Origin of the sequence: Erythrobacter sp. (assembly GCA_019739335.1) — a bacterium.
GTDB lineage: Bacteria > Pseudomonadota > Alphaproteobacteria > Sphingomonadales > Sphingomonadaceae > Alteraurantiacibacter.
This window is the reverse complement of record CP073261.1, coordinates 2,484,770-2,502,817: the sequence shown is the minus strand read 5'-3', so window position 1 is coordinate 2,502,817 and position 18,048 is coordinate 2,484,770. Positions and strand designations below refer to the sequence as shown.

15 protein-coding genes and 1 tRNA gene are annotated in these 18,048 nt (G+C 64.4%); 11 read left to right on the top strand and 5 right to left on the bottom strand.

Translation table 11 applies throughout. The features are described from left to right. Position 1: 1 nt before the first annotated feature. Both JY451_12300 and JY451_12295 read right to left on the bottom strand, forming a co-directional pair. Positions 2–1,504 (bottom strand): DEAD/DEAH box helicase, encoded by a 1,503-nt coding sequence (locus JY451_12300; GenBank protein QZH74448.1) that lies wholly within the window; start codon positions 1,502–1,504, stop codon positions 2–4. Positions 1,505–1,632: 128 nt separating this feature from the next. Further along, positions 1,633–2,223, bottom strand: coding sequence for a hypothetical protein (locus tag JY451_12295; protein QZH74447.1), 591 nt, complete (start codon positions 2,221–2,223; stop codon positions 1,633–1,635). 135 nt (positions 2,224–2,358) lie between these two features. On the opposite strand from JY451_12295, the gene JY451_12290 reads away from it, so the two are divergent. Both JY451_12290 and JY451_12285 read left to right on the top strand, forming a co-directional pair. Then, a complete protein-coding gene (locus JY451_12290; GenBank protein ID QZH74446.1) occupies positions 2,359–3,831 on the top strand; it encodes an FAD-binding oxidoreductase in 1,473 nt (490 codons plus the stop codon). Between the two features lie 90 nt (positions 3,832–3,921). Beyond that, positions 3,922–4,728 (top strand): SapC family protein, encoded by an 807-nt coding sequence (locus JY451_12285; GenBank protein QZH74445.1) that lies wholly within the window; start codon positions 3,922–3,924, stop codon positions 4,726–4,728. Between the two features lie 221 nt (positions 4,729–4,949). On the opposite strand, the gene JY451_12280 is transcribed toward JY451_12285, so the two are convergent. After that, the gene (locus JY451_12280) at positions 4,950–5,894 is read right to left on the bottom strand and encodes an N-formylglutamate amidohydrolase (GenBank protein QZH74444.1); all 945 of its coding nucleotides are present in this window, start codon (positions 5,892–5,894) and stop codon (positions 4,950–4,952) included. A 127-nt stretch (positions 5,895–6,021) separates the two neighbouring features. Here JY451_12280 and JY451_12275 point away from each other — a divergent pair, with 127 nt between their 5' ends. Then, complete coding sequence (locus tag JY451_12275; GenBank protein ID QZH74443.1) at positions 6,022–6,396, top strand: response regulator; 375 nt, start codon at positions 6,022–6,024, stop codon at positions 6,394–6,396. Between the two features lie 85 nt (positions 6,397–6,481). Continuing rightward, positions 6,482–6,556: transfer RNA gene (locus JY451_12270), tRNA-Val, on the top strand. Positions 6,557–6,583: 27 nt separating this feature from the next. Here JY451_12270 and JY451_12265 read toward each other — a convergent pair. Beyond that, positions 6,584–7,021, bottom strand: coding sequence for a MerR family DNA-binding transcriptional regulator (locus JY451_12265; protein ID QZH74442.1), 438 nt, complete (start codon positions 7,019–7,021; stop codon positions 6,584–6,586). Beyond that, the gene (locus JY451_12260; protein ID QZH74441.1) at positions 7,018–8,757 is read right to left on the bottom strand and encodes a long-chain fatty acid--CoA ligase; all 1,740 of its coding nucleotides are present in this window, start codon (positions 8,755–8,757) and stop codon (positions 7,018–7,020) included. Before JY451_12260 ends, JY451_12265 begins: the two co-directional genes overlap by 4 nt. A 188-nt stretch (positions 8,758–8,945) precedes the next feature. Between JY451_12260 and JY451_12255 the strand changes: the two genes are divergently transcribed. From JY451_12255 to JY451_12225, 7 genes are read left to right on the top strand one after another with little or no spacing between them, the layout of a single operon-like run. Continuing rightward, positions 8,946–10,082: a thiolase family protein gene (locus tag JY451_12255; GenBank protein ID QZH74440.1), complete on the top strand. Its 1,137-nt coding sequence runs from the start codon at positions 8,946–8,948 to the stop codon at positions 10,080–10,082. After that, positions 10,082–12,415 (top strand): enoyl-CoA hydratase/isomerase family protein, encoded by a 2,334-nt coding sequence (locus tag JY451_12250; GenBank protein ID QZH76712.1) that lies wholly within the window; start codon positions 10,082–10,084, stop codon positions 12,413–12,415. The genes JY451_12255 and JY451_12250 overlap by 1 nt, the downstream gene beginning before the upstream one ends. Positions 12,416–12,434: 19 nt before the next feature. Further along, complete coding sequence (locus tag JY451_12245; GenBank protein ID QZH74439.1) at positions 12,435–14,225, top strand: acyl-CoA dehydrogenase C-terminal domain-containing protein; 1,791 nt, start codon at positions 12,435–12,437, stop codon at positions 14,223–14,225. Positions 14,226–14,275: 50 nt separating this feature from the next. Continuing rightward, complete coding sequence (locus JY451_12240; protein QZH76711.1) at positions 14,276–15,127, top strand: nitronate monooxygenase; 852 nt, start codon at positions 14,276–14,278, stop codon at positions 15,125–15,127. Positions 15,128–15,163: 36 nt separating this feature from the next. Continuing rightward, positions 15,164–16,234 (top strand): type III polyketide synthase, encoded by a 1,071-nt coding sequence (locus tag JY451_12235; GenBank protein ID QZH74438.1) that lies wholly within the window; start codon positions 15,164–15,166, stop codon positions 16,232–16,234. Then, the gene (locus tag JY451_12230) at positions 16,224–16,910 is read left to right on the top strand and encodes a methyltransferase domain-containing protein (protein QZH74437.1); all 687 of its coding nucleotides are present in this window, start codon (positions 16,224–16,226) and stop codon (positions 16,908–16,910) included. The genes JY451_12235 and JY451_12230 overlap by 11 nt, the downstream gene beginning before the upstream one ends. Beyond that, positions 16,910–18,010, top strand: coding sequence for an FAD-dependent monooxygenase (locus tag JY451_12225; protein ID QZH74436.1), 1,101 nt, complete (start codon positions 16,910–16,912; stop codon positions 18,008–18,010). Before JY451_12230 ends, JY451_12225 begins: the two co-directional genes overlap by 1 nt. Positions 18,011–18,048 lie beyond the last annotated feature (38 nt).

Below are 18,048 nucleotides of genomic sequence, written 5' to 3'. Positions count from 1 at the left end.
CTCAGTCGAAGCCGACGCCGAGGAAGCCCGGCATCGGGCCGTTCCACTCGCCTGCAGGCACCGGGGCATCGTCCTGGTCGCGATAGCGCTGCTTGCGTTCGTCCTTGCGGGACTCGTCACGCGGTTCCGGGCGAGCCTCGCGCCGGGCGGGAGCGGGCTTTTCGGCGCGCTCCGGCCTTGCTTCACGTTCCGGCCTTGCGTCACGCTCTGGCCGTTCCGCACGTTCTGCTCGCTCTGCACGTTCGGGCCGAGCCTCACGCTCCGGCTTCCGGCGAGCGCCACGCTTCGGCTTTTCGGCAGCTTCCGCTTCCGGCTCGTCCGCATCATCTGGCGCAGCCTGCTTGGCCGCCGCCTTTACGGCAGCTTGCGGCAATTCAACCCGCACGTCCTTCTTGCCGAACACCGGAATAACCGTGCCGGTCAGCTTCTCGACATTGTCGATGGCTTCCTGGTCGCCCTCGGCCACGAAGGTAAAGGCGCGGCCCTTGTTCCCGGCGCGACCAGTGCGACCCACGCGGTGGACGTAATCGTCCGGGTGCCACGGGGTGTCATAATTGAAGACGTGCGATACGCCCTTGATGTCCAGCCCGCGCGCGGCGACATCGCTGGCGACGAGGATGTTGATCGTCCCGTCCTTGAACCGCTGCAATTCGGCATTGCGGCTGGCCTGATCGATATCGCCGTGGATCTCGCCCGAACGGAACCCGTCGCGCTGCAACGCCTTGTTGAGCTCGCTCACGGTCGTCTTGCGGTTGGAGAAGATGATCGCGGTTTCGACCAGATCGTTGCGCAGCAGCCACTTGAGCGTGCCCTGCTTCTCGCGCGCCTTTACCGGCAGCTTGAAGGCCGTGATGTTCTCGTTGGTGCTTGCCGCGCGGTTGACTTCGATCCGCTTGGGATTGCTGAGGAAAGTCTTGGCCAGCTTGGTGATCGGCGGCGGCATCGTGGCCGAGAAGAGCAGCGTCTGCCGGGTTTCGGGCAGCTTGGAACAGATGAATTCGATGTCCGGGATGAAGCCCATGTCGAGCATCCGGTCGGCCTCGTCGATCACCAGCAGCTCGCAGCCGTTGAGCATGATCTTGCCGCGTTCGAACAGGTCCATCAGGCGGCCCGGCGTGGCGATCAGCACATCCACGCCGTCGTTCAGTGCCTTGATCTGATCGCCCATCTGCACGCCGCCGATCAGCAGCGCCATCTTGAGGTCGTGGTTCTTGCCGTACTTTTCGAAATTCTCCGCCACTTGCGCGGCGAGTTCGCGGGTCGGCTCCAGAATCAGCGAACGCGGCATCAGCGCGCGGCGGCGGCCGCTGGCGAGCACATCGATCATCGGCAGCACGAAGCTGGCGGTCTTGCCGGTGCCCGTCTGGGCAATGCCGATGATGTCCTTCATCATCAGCACGGCGGGAATCGCCTCCGCCTGGATCGGCGTGGGCGTAGTGTATCCCGAAGCTTCCACAGCCTGGAGCAATTCGGGAGAAAGGCCGAGATCGGCGAATGTTGTCAAAATATATGTTTCCGGAAAAAGAGCCTGCGCGCACCTGCACGTAAGCGTTGTGGCGCGCCCTAGGCCGCGAGGAGGCGAAAAGTCAAGATTTGCGGACGGAGGACCGCCTTTCGGCAGGCGCGCTGTGCCTAGTTGGCAACGGCCACCAGCCGGGTGAATTCCTCCACCTGGCAACTGGCCCCGGCGCGTGACTGCAACCGGTCCCGATCGACGCACAGCCGCGCATCGTCGCTGCGTTCGATGTAGAACCCCGCGTAGAAGGCCCGGGCAGAACAGCCGTCTTCCAGTTCGGCGGCGATGATCTGGTTCGCATTGGTGAAGAACAATAGCCGGTTGTCTGCCGTCGGCTGCACGCCGACCACGCCTTCGGCATCGATGCAATCGCTGTGATCGACTTCGGCATAGCGGGTGCGCATCGGGCGGCGCGGCAGATCTGCCAGCATCTGCGTGCGCGCCTGCGCAGGAGCGGGAGAAATGCGGATCACCACGCGCTGTTGCACCCGCACCTGGTGCTGGTGCTGCGGCTGGCGCGCGCGTTCAAGCGTGTCGAACGGCGGCTCTGCATCGGGATCGAAGCCGAGCACCGGCGACGGCAGCGGCACCGATTGCCCCGGCACATCGGGCGCGGCGTCCTGCGCTTCGACGCGCACGGCTCCCTGCATCGCCAGCAAAGGGGCGAGCAGCGCGGCAGGCGCAAGGAAGGCGAAAAGGCGTTTCATGTGCTAATGCGTTCAAACCCCGAGGGAATATTCCCCATCTATCCCCTGCCCTGCACCCTCTCATAGACCACGGGATTGAATGTCGGCTTAACTGATACTTGGCAAGCAGGCCCTTGGGCTGGCATCAAGCTCGCCATGAACGATAGCGATACCTTCCTCGATTCCGCCGCGCAGTTGCTCGGTCCGCGCGGGCTGGCGACCGATCCCGATCTGGTGACGCCGTGGCTGACCGACTGGCGCGGGCGCTATACCGGGCGCGCGCTTGGGCTCGCCTCTCCTGCTTCGACAGCGGAAGTCGCCGGGCTGGTCAAGCTCTGCGCAAAGCACGGGGTGCCGATCGTCCCGCAGGGCGGCAACAGCGGGATGTCGGGCGGGGCGACTCCCGACGCCAGCGGGAATGCCATCGTGCTCTCGCTGCGGCGGATGAACACGATCCGCCGCTTCGATGCCGAGGCGGGCGAAGTGACCTGCGACGCCGGGCTGATCCTCCAGATCTTGCACGAAGCGGCGGAGGCTCACGGTCTGCGCTTTCCCCTGACGCTGGGCGGCAAGGGTTCGGCCACCATTGGCGGGCTGATTTCGACCAATGCCGGGGGAACGCAGGTGCTGCGCCACGGATCGATGCGCGCGCAGGTGCTCGGGCTGGAAGCCGTGCTGGCGGACGGATCGGTGTTCGATTGCCTCACCCCGCTGAAGAAGGACAACCGCGGGTTCGACCTCAAGCAATTGCTGATCGGTTCGGAAGGCACGCTGGGGATCGTCACCGGGGCGACCCTGCGCCTGCTTCCCGCGCTGGCGGACCGGGCGGTGCTGTGGGCGGGGCTGGCCGACATCCGCGACGCGCGCAAGCTGCTGCTCCACGCACAGCGCCATGCAGGGGGTGCGCTGGAGGGCTTCGAGGTGATGCCGCAGCATTCGCTCGCCGCTGTGCTGGCGCACACGCCGGGGGCACGATCGCCCTTGCAGGACCAGCACGAATGGAATGCCCTGATCGAGCTGACCGCCGATGCAAGCGGAGCCGATGCCCTGCCCGCGCTCGCCCAGACGCTGCTCGAAAGCGCGTTCGAGGCCGGGCTGGTGGAAGACGCCACCATCGCCGCCAACGAAAAACAGGCCGAGGAATTCTGGCTGCTGCGTGACGAGATCGCTCCTGCCGAACGCGCACTCGGCCCGGCAATGCAACACGACATTTCCGTACCCGTCGCCACGATGGCCGACTTCGTGACCGAAGCCGTGCCCAAGGTCGAAGCTGCCTTTCCCGGCTGCCGCGCCGTCGCATTCGGCCACCTGGGAGACGGCAACGTGCATTTCCACGTCCTCGCTCCTGCGGGCGCGGTGGCAGGGAAGTGGGAAGCCAGCGAAGGCAAGGCGATCAGCACCTTCGTGCATGACGAAGTAACTGCATGGGGCGGATCGATCAGCGCCGAACACGGCATCGGCCAGATGAAGCGCGGCGAACTGGCGCGGCTGGCCGATCCGGTGCACCTGGCGATCCTCCGCTCGGTCAAGCGCGCGCTTGACCCGGCCGGGTTGCTCAATCCGGGCAAACTCGTGCCATTGGATGACGAGGTGCCAGTGCAACTTGCGTCGGCAAGCGGCACGCATTAAGGCCCGCCCGCATTATTACGGTATCCCGGCGGGGGAGCGATCCCTGCAGTTGGCGATGCCATCCAGACAATCCTGACCGGAGAGACCACTATGGCCAGCGCGCCCAATTCCAGCCTGCCCGTTCTTTACAAGAGCCTCGTGCCGCTCAACAGCAACGATCACGCCAGCTGGAAGGGCCGCACCACCGACAAGGCGCCGTGGGTTGCCGGCCAGCACGCCATTCCGCTGACGGTGGAGGAATTCCCCGTTGCCCAGCGCGACTATCCGATCGTATTTTCCGCCGGGGATCGCCCGGTGCCGCTGGCGCTGATGGGCCTCAACGAAGGCGTCAACGTGTTCTTCAGCGATGATGGCACGCCCGTTGGCACGCCCTATGTGCCCGCCTATGTCCGGCGCTACCCCTTCCTGCTGGCGCGCTTGCAGAAGGATTCGGACAATCTTTCGCTATGCTTCGATCCGTCGAGCGACCTGGTGGGCGAATTCGACGAAGGCCAGGCGCTGTTCACCGAAGACAAGCAACCCAGCGAACACACCCAGAGCCTGCTGCAATTCTGCGAGAAGTTCGAGGAAGCGGGCAACCGCACCCAGCTGTTCATGGACGAACTGCAGAAGCACGACCTGCTGATGGACGGGGAAATCGCCATCCAGCGTCGCGACAAGCCGGACCAGCCCTTCACCTATCGCGGCTTCCGCATGGTGAACCAGGAAAAGCTGCGCGAATTGCGCGGTGACCAGTTGCGCACGTGGAACCAGAACGGCCTGCTGCCGCTGATCTTCGCGCACCTGTTCTCGCTCGATCTGATGCGGACGATTTTCGCCCGCCAGGCCGAACAGGGCAAGGGCCCTCTGGCGGCTGAACTTGCCAACGGCGCAGCGGCGATCCCGCCTGCCAAGTAACGGCTGATCGGCCCCGGAAGCGGGATAAAATGCGAAAGGCGCGGCCCGGAAAGTGGGTGCGCCTTTTTCGTAGCACTTGCAACGAACACGGCCCGATCCTATCTGGTTTCTCGTCCGGTCGGCGCTCCCCTCATGGCCCGGCTGGATCGGTGTACTTCGGTACACCTCCTCCCTGAACCTTGGCCGCTCCGTGCATTGCGCACGGGGCGGTTTTTTCTTGGTTATTCAGCAGCCTCGGCCAGCCCGGTTGCAGAACCGGCCAATTCATCGGCGAAGCGACGCACGAGTCCGGTTACCGTCTGCACTACGTCGTCAAGTCCCGGTCCGGGATGGCGCATGTCGCGGTCGAGATAGGCGGTGCGGCACACTTCCAGTTGCAGCGCGCTGATCCCGCGCCCCGGTGCGCCATGTCGATCGAGCACATAGCCACCGGCATAGGGCTGGTTATGCGCAGCGCGGGCGCCGCTCTTTTCGAGATGATCGAACCCGGCCAGCACCAGCCGGTTGTCGCAAGACCCGCCAAAGCGATCACCTATCACGTAGTCCACCGCCGGATCGTCGCCCGTCTTCGGACCCAGCGGCGGCATCGAGTGCAAGTCGACCAGCAGCGCCGCACCCCAGCGGTCGCGCATGGTTTCCAGCGTTTGCGAGAGAATGGTGTGATAGGGCTGGTGGATCGTCTCGATCCGCTCGCTCAGCTCGGCGCGAGGAAGAGGCGCAATCCAAAGCTCGCCTAGCCCCGGCAACCGCCGTGGTACCAGCCCCAGCCCGCCCCGCGCGCGCCTGCCCACGGCCAGCCGCGAGCGAATCTTGCTGCCGCCACCGGCGACCATCTCCCAGTCGACATCGTCGGGCGAGCGATTGAGATCGATCATCGCCCGCGGGGCATGGGCCACCAGCAGCGCCGCCCCGGTATCCCGCGCCACCGCATGGCCGACCAGATCGACCAGCCGGTCTTCGAGCCGGTGCGGCGCATCGTCGGGATGGCGCAGGCGGCGCAGCAATGCGGGAGGATATTCGCGCCCGGCGTGAGGCACAGCGATAAGGACCGGAATCGCCATTGCGCGGCGACGGATCAGCGAGAAAGCGGCCAGGCCTTCGCTCCCGGGGATCAGTCCCCCTCCGCGTTCGGGCGAATCGCTGCGCGCTGTCTCGATCGCTGTCATCGTGCGCATAGCTGGCCGCGAAAGCGTCCTGTGTCAAAGCAGGTCACCTCGATCTGGCAACAAGACTTTGTTACAAATTGGTGGCTAGAGGGGCGGCGAGTCAAACACACCAAACCGAGGAAGAGGCATGATCCGGATCCTGCTGGCCGAAGACGACACGGCGATGCGCACCTACCTGAAGCGCGCGCTGGAAAAGGCCGGCTACTCCGTGATGGCCGTGGGTTCGGGGACCGATGCCCTGCCGCTGCTGCGCACCGAAATCTACGACCTGCTGCTGTCCGATATCGTGATGCCGGGGATCGACGGGATCGAGCTGGCGCAGCATTGCGCCGAATTGAGCCCGACGACGAAGGTGATGTTCATCACCGGATTCGCCGCCGTTTCGCTGCGCGCCAGCCACGATGCGCCCAAGGCGAAGATGCTCTCCAAGCCGTTCCACCTGAAAGACCTGGTAATGGAAGTGGAGCGGATGTTCGAAGACGTGGCCTTCGCCACGCTCTGACGATCAGGTAGGCACTTGCCAGCCAGCCAAGGCGGCGCTAGATGGCCCGCCTGCCGCCCCGATGGGTCGGCCACGCGAATGGTGCGGGCGTATAGCTCAGTGGTAGAGCACTATGTTGACATCGTAGGGGTCGCAAGTTCAATCCTTGCTACGCCCACCATTCGTTTCCGCTGAAAATCCGGCCCGCTCAACCCGCCAGCCGCGCGATATGCGCGTTGGCCTGGGCCTCGATCGTTTCCAGCTCGCCGATGGTCTGCTCGATCGCCTCGCGCTGCTGCCGCAGTTCGCCCAGCCGGTCGGTCACTCGCCCCACCAAGTGGCGCATCTGCCCCAGCTGCTGCTGGTCGGTATCGTAGAGCGAGAGGAATTCGCCGATCTCGCGAATCGAGAAGCCCAGCCGCTTGCCGCGCAGGATCAGCATCATCCGGCCCATTTCGCGCCGCGAATAGACGCGCATTGTGCCCACCCGCTGCGGCGCGATCAGGCCCTTGTCTTCGTAGAAACGCAGGGTGCGCTGGGTCACGCCCAGTTCCTCGGCGGCTTCGGCGATGCTTTTCAGGCTCTCGTCGCCGTTGTCCGCGAGGGGCGACCCGGTGCCCAGCGGGCTGATGTCGACATTGCTCATGCGCTTGCCCCCCCCGCTTCCTCGGCCCTGCTGGCCTCAGCCTTGGCTCGTTCCTCTGCAACCAGCGCCTTCTTTTCCAGCTTGCCCACCAGCGTCTTGGGCAATTCGTCGCGAAATTCGTAGGCGTCGGGCATTTCAATGGGACTGAGCCGCATCTTGAGGAAAGCGTGCAGCGTCGCCGCGTCGAGGTCCTCGCCCGGGTGCAGGGCAATGAACAGCTTGGGTGCCTCGCCCCGGTAATCGTCGGGAATGCCGATCGCGACGGCTTCCTTCACCGCCGGATGCTCATAGGCCGCGTCCTCGATCACGCGCGGATAGACGTTGTAGCCCGAACACAGGATCAGGTCCTTGATCCGATCGACAATGAACAGGTAACCGTCCTTGTCGAGATAGCCGATGTCGCCCGTTTTCAGCGCACCATCGACGAAAGTTGCAGCGGTTGCCTCCGGCTGGTTCCAGTAACCCTTCATTACCTGCGGCCCGCGCGCGCAGATCTCGCCCTTCTCGCCCACGCCCACGCAGCATTCGCCGGTTTCGGGATTGCGGATTTCGATAATGGTGTGCGGGAAGGCTGGGCCGGCTGAATTGTCCTTCACCGGCTGGCGGCCGAGCAGCGGATTGCTGGTGATGATTGGCGAGGCTTCGGTGAGGCCGTAGCCCTCCGACACCGGCGATCCGGTGCGCTTTTCGTATTGCTGGCGAATCTCCAGCGGCAGCGGCGCGCCGCCGGATATGCTGGTGCGCACGGCGGAGAGATCGGGCACCTTGTCGTCGGGCAGCGAGCCGAGAGCATTGTAGATCGTCGGCACCCCGAAAATCTGCGTCGGCGGCTTGCGGCGGATCGTTTTCAGCACTTCGTCCATTTCGAAACGCGGCAGCAGCACCAGTTCGGCGGCGGTATCGACGCCGAAATTGAGCACGCAGGTAAGCGCGAAGACGTGGAACAGCGGCAGCACGCCAAGGGTGCGCTCCTGCATGTCGCGCTCTTCGCCCACGTGCAGCATCATCTGCGCCGAATTGGCGGCCAGATTGGCGTGGGTGAGCATCGCCCCCTTGGGCCGCCCGGTGGTGCCGCCGGTATATTGCAGCACCGCCACATCGTCCGGATGCTGCTCCACCTTTTTCGGAGCGGCGGGATGCGCGGCCAGCGCACGGTAATCGAGGTAGCCCACACCCGCGCGCCGCTTTGCGAGCGCCGACCGCTTCAGTGTTCGCAGGCCGACGCCTTTCCAGAACGGCAGCACATCGGCCATCGGGCAGAGCAAGATCTTTTCGAGCGAAACCTTACCCGCTTCATCCGCCTTGCCCCAGGCCACTGCCACCTTGCCGTGCAGCAATTCCAGATCGGGCACCGCCACCATCTTCGCCCCCGAATCGGTGACGAGGAACTCCACCTCGCTTTCCGAATAGAGCGGGTTGATATTCACGACGGTGGCACCGGCGCGCAGCACCGCGAAATAGAGGATGACCGAATAGGGGGTGTTGGGCAGGCACAGGCCGAATCGGTCCCCCTGCCCCAGCCCTTCTGCCTGCAATCCGGTCGCGATCCGATCAACCAGTTCGCCGATATGGGCGTAGGTCCACTCGCGCCCGAGAAAATCGACGCAGACCCGCTGCGGAAACTTTGCCACCGCATGGTCGAGCAGTTCGGTCAGCAGGCGTGGGCGCAGATTGCCCTGCGCATCGAGGATGCGGCTGGTATCGAGCGGGTGCGAGGGCGCATCGACGGCAGGCATTTGTTTCCTTTCCCTGACGCTGCACTTGTCCAAAGCTGCTAAGGCTACGGGCGAAAGAGCGTCTTGATTCCATCCTGCTTAACGTATAGGTCAAGCAACAGACTTTATCGTAATCATTCGGCGCAAAAGGTCAATCGCCCCGAAACGCCCGCGATAAACGCAAAAACAAGAGGAAAGGCAAAGCCACCATGACTGATGTCGTCATCGCCGGATACGTCCGCTCCCCCTTCCACCCCGCCTATCGCGGCGCCCTCGCGAAGGTCCGCCCGGATGATCTCGCCGCCAACACGATTCGCGGGCTGATCGAACGCACTGGCGTGAAGGCTGACGATATCGAGGACATCGTGATGGGCTGTGCCTTCCCCGAAGGCGAACAGGGCTTCAACATCGCCCGCCTGGTCGGCCTGCTCGCCGATCTGCCCTTGAGCGTTGGCGGCATCACGATGAACCGCTTCTGCGGCTCGTCGATGAGCGCGATCCACTATGCCGCCGGGCAGATCGCAATGGGCGCGGGCGACGTGTTCATATGCGCCGGTGTCGAAGGCATGAGCCGCGTGCCGATGACCGGGTTCAACCCCATGCCCAATCCCGCGCTCGCCAAGAAGAGCGCCGCCTATCTCGGAATGGGTGACACGGCGGAAAACGTGGCGAAGAAGTATTCGCTCAGCCGCGCCGATCAGGAGGCCTTCGCGGTCGCCAGCCAGCAGAAGACCGGAGCAGCGATGGCCAAGGGTTCCTTTGCCGATGAAATCGTGCCCTACACCCTTCCCGATGGAACGGTGATCGACAGCGACGGCACCCCGCGCCCTGAAACCACAGCCGAAGGGCTTGCAGGCCTGAAGCTGGCCTTCGACCAGGAAGGCACTGTCACCGCCGGAACCTCCTCCCCGCTCACCGACGGCGCGACCGCGGTGCTGGTGTGCAGCGCCGACTATGCTGCGGCCAACGGCCTCAAGGTGATGGCGAAAATCAGGAGCATGGCGATTTCCGGCTGCGCACCCGAAATCATGGGCATCGGTCCGGTCGAAGCCAGCCGCAAGGCACTCGCTCGCGCGGGGCTGACGATGGACGATATCGACATTGTCGAACTGAACGAAGCCTTCGCCAGCCAGTCGCTCGCCTGCATTGCCGATCTCGGCATTCCGCTCGAGAAGATCAATCTGGATGGCGGCGCGATTGCCATCGGCCACCCCCTTGGCGCCACCGGCGCTCGGATCGTCGGCAAGGCCGCCAGCCTGCTCCAGCGTGAGGGCAAGACATATTCGCTCTCCACCCAGTGCATCGGCGGCGGACAGGGCATCGCCACCATTCTGGAGGCCGCATGATGGCTGACAATACGATCAAGAAGGTCTGCGTGATCGGCGCAGGCACGATGGGTGCGGGGATCGCTGCGCAAGTCGCCAATGCCGGCGTGCCGGTGCTGCTGCTCGACATCGTCCCCAAGGACGGCACCAACCGCAATGCCATTGCCGAAGGCGCAGTGGCAAAGATGCTCAAGACCGACCCTGCCCCCTTCATGGGCAAGCGCGCGGCCGGGCTGGTCGAAACTGGCAATATCGAGGATCACCTTGGCCGGGTCGCCGAGTGTGACTGGGTGGTCGAGGCGATCATCGAACGGCTCGACATCAAGCAGAGCCTCTATGCCAAACTCGAGGAAGTGCGCCGTCCAGGTACGGCGGTGTCGTCCAACACCTCCACCATCCCGCTGGCGCAACTGACCGACGGCCGTTCGGACCAGTTCAAGCAGGATTTCCTCATCACCCACTTCTTCAATCCGCCGCGCTACATGCGGCTGATCGAAATTGTTGCGGGGCCGCAGAGCAATCCGGCCACGGTGAAAATGGTCTCCGATTTCGTCGATCGCCAGCTCGGCAAGAGCGTGGTCGATGCCGAGGATTCGCCCGGCTTCATCGCCAATCGCATCGGCACCTTCTGGATTCAGGCCGCGGTCAACGCGGCTTTCGATCTGGGGCTGAGCGTGGAAGAGGCGGACGAGATTGTCGGTCGCCCGATGGGCGTGCCCAAGACCGGCGTGTTCGGCCTTGTCGATCTGGTCGGCATCGATCTGATGCCGCACCTGATGGCCAGCCTCACCAGCACCCTGCCGAAGGACGATCCCTACCAGGCGATTGCCCGTTCGGAACCGCTGATCGAAGCGATGATTGCAGACGGCTACACCGGGCGCAAAGGCAAGGGCGGCTTCTACCGCATGGCCAAGGGCGCCGACGGTTCGAAGGTGAAAGAGGCCAAGGACCTCAAGAGCGGCGAATATCGTGCCGCCGCCCGCCCCGCTAATGTTCGCGGACCCGCTGCCAAGGGTGACCTGAAGGCGCTGATTTCGGACAAGGGCAAGGTCGGCGATTACGCCTGGGCCGTGCTTGGCCCGACGCTCTCCTACGCGGCCTCCATCGTTCCCGAAGCGACCAAGACCGTGGTCGGCGTCGACGATGCGATGAAGCTGGGCTACAACTGGAAGGCCGGTCCGTTCGAGATGATCGACGCTATCGGCGCCGCACATCTGGTTGAACGTTTGCAGGCTGCGGGCCTGCCGGTTCCGGCGATATTGCAACAGGTTGGCGACCAGACCTTCTACCGCATCGAGAACGGCAAGCGGCAGTATTTTGGCACCGACGGCCAGTACCACGATGTCGTGCGCCCCGAAGGCGTGTTGCTGCTCGAGGATATCAAGCGCACGACCAAGCCGCTGCTCAAGAACGGCTCGGCTTCGCTGTGGGATGTGGGCGATGGCGTCGTCGCGCTCGAATTCACCGGCAAGATGAACGCGCTGGACGAGCAGGTGATGAAGCTGATCCAGCAGGCCATCGGTCTGGTGAAAAGCGATTACAAGGCGCTGGTGGTCTACAACGAAGGCTCCAATTTCTCTGCCGGGGCAAACCTCGGCCTTGCCATGTTCGCGCTCAACATCGCTGCCTGGAGCGAAGTCGAACGCTTGGTGAAGGGCGGACAGGATGCCTACAAGGCGTTGAAATATGCGCCCTTCCCCGTCGTCTCGGCTCCGTTTGGGATGGCGCTGGGCGGCGGCTGCGAGGTGTGCCTCAATTCCGATGCGATCCAAGCCCATGCCGAAACCTATATCGGGTTGGTCGAGACCGGCGTGGGGCTGATCCCCGGCTGGGGCGGCTGCGGCGAAATGCTCACCCGCTGGCTGGAGAACCCGCGCCAGCCCAAGGGTCCGATGCCTGCCGTCTCCAAGGCGTTCGAGATCATTTCCACCGCCACGGTCGCCAAATCGGCGGCGGAAGCGAAGGATCTGGGCTTCCTACGTCATAAGGACGGGATCACGATGAACCGCGATCGCCTGCTCTACGATGCCAAGCAGCGCGCGCTGGCGATGGTGGAAGGTTACACTCCGCCCGAAAAGCCCGAATACCGCCTGCCCGGCCCGAGCGGTGCGGCCGCGCTCAAGCTGGCAGTCGATTCGTTCCGCAAGCAGGGCCTGGCAACCCCGCACGATGAAACGGTGGCGGGCGAGCTTGCCCATATCCTGACGGGCGGCCACACCGACATGATGGACGTGACCACCGAGGCGCAATTGCTCAAACTCGAAGTCGAGTCTTTCATGCGCCTCGTCCGCAACCCGAAATCACAGGCCCGGGTCGAGCAGATGCTCGAAACCGGCAAGCCGCTCCGAAACTGAACCTGAAAGGATTTGTCCGATGCAAGTCTATGAAGCCCCCATCCGCGACATGCGCTTTGTGCTGGAAGAACTGCACACCGACGACGGGTTCGGCGATCTCGAAGGGTTCGAGGATTTCGATGCCGACACCACGGTGGCGATCCTTGAAGAAGCCAACAAGCTGTGCCGTGACGTGCTGCTGCCGATCAACTGGCCCGGCGACCAGGAAGGCTGCCGAATCGAAAACGGCGTGGTCCGCACGCCCAAGGGTTTTCAGGAAGCCTACAAACACTTCTGCGAAGGCGGCTGGGCGGGCCTCGGCGCGAAGCCTGAGTACGGCGGCCAGGGCGCCCCGCATTCGGTGGGCAAGATGGTCGAGGAAATGACCTGCTCGGCGAACCTCTCGTTCGGACTCTATCCCGGTCTGACCAACGGGGCGATGGTCTCGCTCGACGCCTATGGCAGCGAGGACCAGAAGGCCTTTTATCTGCCCCGCATGGCGAACGGCGAATGGTCGGGCACCATGTGCCTGACCGAACCGCATTGCGGCACCGATCTGGGGATGCTGCGCACCAAGGCCGAGCCGCAGGAAGACGGCAGCTTCCTGATTTCGGGCAACAAGATCTTCATCAGCGCCGGCGACCACGACCTGACTGAGAACATCGTTCACCTCGTGCTCGCCCGCCTGCCCGATGCGCCGACCGGGGTGAAGGGGATCAGCCTGTTCCTGGTGCCCAAGTACCTGCCCAACGAAGACGGTTCGCTCGGCAATCACAACAATGCCCGTCCCACCGCGATCGAACACAAGATGGGCCTCAAGGCGTCCGCTACCTGCCAGATGACTTTCGAGGAATCGAAGGGCTGGCTGGTCGGCCAGCCGCACAAGGGGCTCGAAGCGATGTTCGCGATGATGAACACCGAGCGCGTTGCCGTGGGCATCCAGGGGCTTGGCGTGGGCGAGATCGCTTACCAGTCGGCCGTCTGGTACGCCAAGGACCGGCTGCAAGGCCGCTCGCTTTCGGGCGTCAAGAACCCCTCTGGCCCCGCCGATCCGATCATCGTCCACCCCGATGTGCGGCGGATGCTGATGACGATGCGCGCCTATAACGAAGGCTGCCGGGCACTCACCGCATGGGTCAGCCGCGCGCTCGATGCCGAACACGCGGCGAAGGAGCCCGAAGCACGGGCGCGGGCGAAGGATTTCGTCGCGCTGATGACTCCGGTGGTGAAGGCCCTGTTCACCGATCTCGGCCATGAAAGCGCGCATCTCGCGGTGCAGGTCTACGGTGGCCACGGCTACATCCAGGAAACCGGGGTGGAGCAGTTCGCCCGCGATGCCCGGATCGCAATGATCTACGAAGGCACCAACGGCATCCAGGCGCTCGATCTGGTCGGCCGCAAGCTGCCCGACCGGATGGGCCGCAACCTGCGCGCCTTCTTCCACCCGGTGTCGCAGTTCCTTGAGGACAATGCGCAGGACGCGCAGATCGGCAAGCTGGTCGGTTCGCTCCAGCAGAGCTTCGGCGCGCTGCAACTGGCGACGGGGCACATTGCCCAGAAGGGCCTGAGCGATCCCGATGAAGCGGCGGCAGCTGCGACCGATTACCTGCGCCTGCTCGGCTTCGTGGCGATGGGCTACTGCTTTGCCAAGGCGGCCAAGGTGGCTCATGCGAAGCTGGCCGAAGGCACCGGAGAAGAGCAGTTCTACAAGGCCAAGATCACCACAGCGCAGTTCTTCTTCAACCGGCTGCTGCCTCCCGCCACGGCACAATTCATGGCGATCCGCAGCGGCAAGGCGAGCATGATGGATATGCCGGAGGAAGCGTTTTGACGGTCGAGGAGTTCAAGGCGCGGCTCAGCGTCCCGGCCATTGCCGCGCCGATGTTCCTCGTTTCCGGCCCCGATCTGGTGGTGGAGACCTGCAAGGCGGGTATTTGCGGGACTTTCCCGGCCCTTAACCAGCGCACCTCCGAAGGGTTCGAGGACTGGCTCAACGAAATCGAGGACCGGCTCGGCCCCGATGATGCGCCCTATGGCGTCAACCTGATCGTCCACCAGTCGAATCCGCGGGTGATGGCCGATCTGGAACTGTGCGTGAAGCACAAAGTGCCGCTCATCATCACCTCGCTCGGCGCGGTGCCCGATCTGGTGGCGGCGGTGCATTCCTACGGGGGCCTCGTGTTCCACGATGTGATCCAGCGCCGCCATGCCGAGAAAGCGGTCGAAGCAGGCGTCGATGGCATCATTGCCGTGGCAGCGGGCGCAGGTGGCCATGCCGGTACCTACAGCCCCTTTGCCCTCGTGTCGGAAATCCGCGAGTTCTATGACGGCGCGATCATCCTTTCGGGCAGCATGAGCCACGGCGGGCACATTCTCGCCGCCGAAGCGATGGGGGCTGATTTCGGCTATTTCGGCAGCCATTTCATCGCCGCCGCCGAAAGCATGGCGCCGGATGGACAAAAGGACATGATGATCGGCGCCTCCGCAAAGGATATCACCTATACTGACAAGGTGACCGGCGTCGGCGCGAATTTCCTCACGCCCAGCCTCGCCGCGGCGACCCTTCCCGAACATGCCGGGCAAATGTCGCTCAACGAAGAGGCGAAGGCATGGAAAACCATCTGGTCTGCCGGGCATGGCGTCGGCGCAGTGCGCGAAGTGCGCCCCGCCAGCGCGATATGCGAACAGATTATCGCCGAATATACCGAATCGAAGGCGAAAATCTGCGGTTGATTGGCACGATTGCCCCTTGCTCCCGTTGGCAGGTTCATGGGTAGCAATCAGTATCAGCTAACACCGCGCATCAACGCGATAGCGACAGTCCTGCCTTCGTGCGATGTCCACGCGGCCTACACCGGTTGGGCCGAACGGCAGTTGCCGCCGCGCGAAGCAGCCGTGTTCCGGCGAATGGAAGCTCGCGGTGGCATCGCCCATCGCTTCTCGGTGCTGGCGGGCAGCGACGCGGCGCTCGATTTCGGCAGCTTCTACATGCGGGACACGCCACCCGGCACGGCCGAGCGGATGCACCGCTATGCACAGTCCGCCCCCGATCTGGCGCTGGAGGCGATTGCCGCCCTGCCCTCAACCGAAGGCGTAACCCACCTTGTGGTCGCCAGTTGCACCGGCTTCATGGCGCCCGGTCTGGATCAGGTAATCGCCCGTCGGCTTTGCCTTTCCGCCGATGTCGAACGCGTCAGCATCGGCTTCATGGGCTGCTACGCGGGTGTGACCCTGCTGCGCACCGCCGCGCATATCGTCCGCTCGCAACCGCAGGCGCGGGTGCTAGCCGTATCGGTAGAACTCTGCTCGCTGCACTTACAGGAAAGCGTCGATATCGAAAGCCTGCTGGCGATGGGTCAGTTCGCCGATGGTGCCGCCGCAGCGCTGGTGAGTGCCGAGGGTGATGGGCTTGCGCTGGGAGCGGGACTTTCCGCCGCGCTGGAGGAAAGCGATCACCTCATCACCTGGACCGTCGGCGATACCGGGTTCGAAATGCAGCTTTCCGGCGCAGTGCCGGGGCGGCTGGCGGAGGCGCTGGACGATCCCGCACTGCAAGCCAGGATCATCGGCAATGCGCCACCGGCGGCATGGGCGGTGCATCCCGGCGGGCGCTCGGTGCTAGATGCGGTGGAGCGCGGGCTAAGCCTGCCGGCCGAGGCGCTGGTGACCTCACGCGCGGTGCTGAACGACTGCGGCAATATGTCCTCGGCCACGGTGCTCTTCGTGCTCGAACGGCTGATGCAAGAGAAGCCGCAAAGCGGCGTCGCGCTCGCCTTCGGCCCCGGTCTGGCAATGGAGGGCCTGCGGTTCGGCTGGACAGGTGGCACAGATGCTGACTGAACGCCTCCAGGCCCGCGAACTTATGGACGACGCGGCGCTGCCTGAGTCCACCTATCGCGCCGTGCTGATGGACCTTGCCAAGGTCAACCGGGTCACGATGGCCTATCGCCCGACGCTGCAATTCCTCGAACGCGCGCTGGCAAGACGCAAGAGCTTCCGGCTGCTCGATGTCGGCTTCGGAAATGGGGATATGCTGCGCGAAATCGCGCACTGGGCCGAGCAACGGGGGATAAAGGCCGAGCTTCTTGGCGTGGACCTCAATCCCCGCAGCGAAAAGGTCGCCCGCGACGCGACGCCATCCGAATTGCCGATAACCTACCGCGCCGGGGACTATGCCGATCATATCGGCGGTGATTGGGATGTCGTCGTCTCCAGCCTTGTCGCGCATCACATGACCCATCCGGAACTGCTGCTGTTCCTTCGTTTCATGGAGAGCGAGGCGCGGATCGGCTGGTTCGTCAACGATCTTCACCGCCATGCCTTCAGCCACGCGGGTTATCCGGTGCTGGCCTTCCTGATGGGCTGGCACAAGATCGTGCGGCTGGACGGGCGCACTTCGATTGCGCGTGCCTATCGGCCCGAGGAATGGGCACCGATCCTGGCCGAGGCGGGCATCACACAGGCGCAGGTGAAGCGGTATTTCCCCTTCCGCCTCTGCGTGTCGCGGGTGCAGTGATGGACTCGCCGCTGATCCTCGGCGCAGGCCCCGCCGGATGTGCAGCGGCCATCGTGCTAGCGAACAATGGTGCGCAGCCGCTGCTGCTCGACCGCGACGAGGCGGTGGGCGATCCGCTGTGCGGCGGGTTCCTGAGCTGGCGGACGCTGGAGCAATTGCAGGCGCTCGGTATCGATGCCCTAAAACTGGGAGCGCATCGCGTCTCGCACTTGCGCCTGTTCGATGGCGAGCGCGACGTTGTGCTGCCCCTGCCCCATGCCGCTGTAGGCCTTTCGCGCCACGCGCTCGATACCGCCTTGCGCGAAGTGGCATTGGCACGCGGCGCAATGATCGCTTTCGACCGGATCGGCGGGCTGACCAACGGGGTGGCTCAGGGCCAATCCCAGAAATGGCGTTCCGACAGTATTTTCCTCGCCACCGGCAAGCACGACCTGCGCGGCCATTCGCGCCCGCGCCACGCCAAGGATACCACGCTCGGCCTGCGCCTGCGCCTGCCCGCCTCCCCGGAGCGCACGGCCCTGTTGGGCGGTGCAATCGAATTGCACCTGTTCAAGGGCGGCTATGCGGGAATCGTCCTGCAGGATGGCGGCAGCGCCAATGTCTGCCTCGCGCTGCGCAAGTCCGCGCTCGCCCGTTCTGGCAGTTCGCCCGAAGCACTGTTCGGCTGGCTTGCCGCGCAAAGCCCTGCCCTCGCCGCACGGCTGGAGGACGACTGGCGCACAATACGCAGTGATACCATCGGCGCCGTGCCTTATGGCTGGATCGGCAGCGAAACGACCACAGGCCTGTTCCGCCTCGGCGATCAGGCGGCGGTGATTCCCTCGCTCGCAGGCGAAGGCATTTCCATTGCCCTTGCCAGCGGGAGCATGGCCGCGCGCTACTGGCTGGAGGGTGGCGCATCCGCCGCACCCAAATACCAGCGCGCATTCGCCATCAAGGCGCGCAAGCCGATCCGGCTCGCCTCGCTGGCCTGGCACCTGGCCGAAACCCGCCTCGGTGCCCGCGCCGCGCTGGCCCTCGCCCGCATCGCCCCGGCAGTCGTCGCGCAATTCGCCGAAATGGCGCGAATTGCCCCCGCCCCTTCCCTTGCGCCACGATAAGGCTCTGCTAGGACGCGGCCAAATCCAACGCATTCACA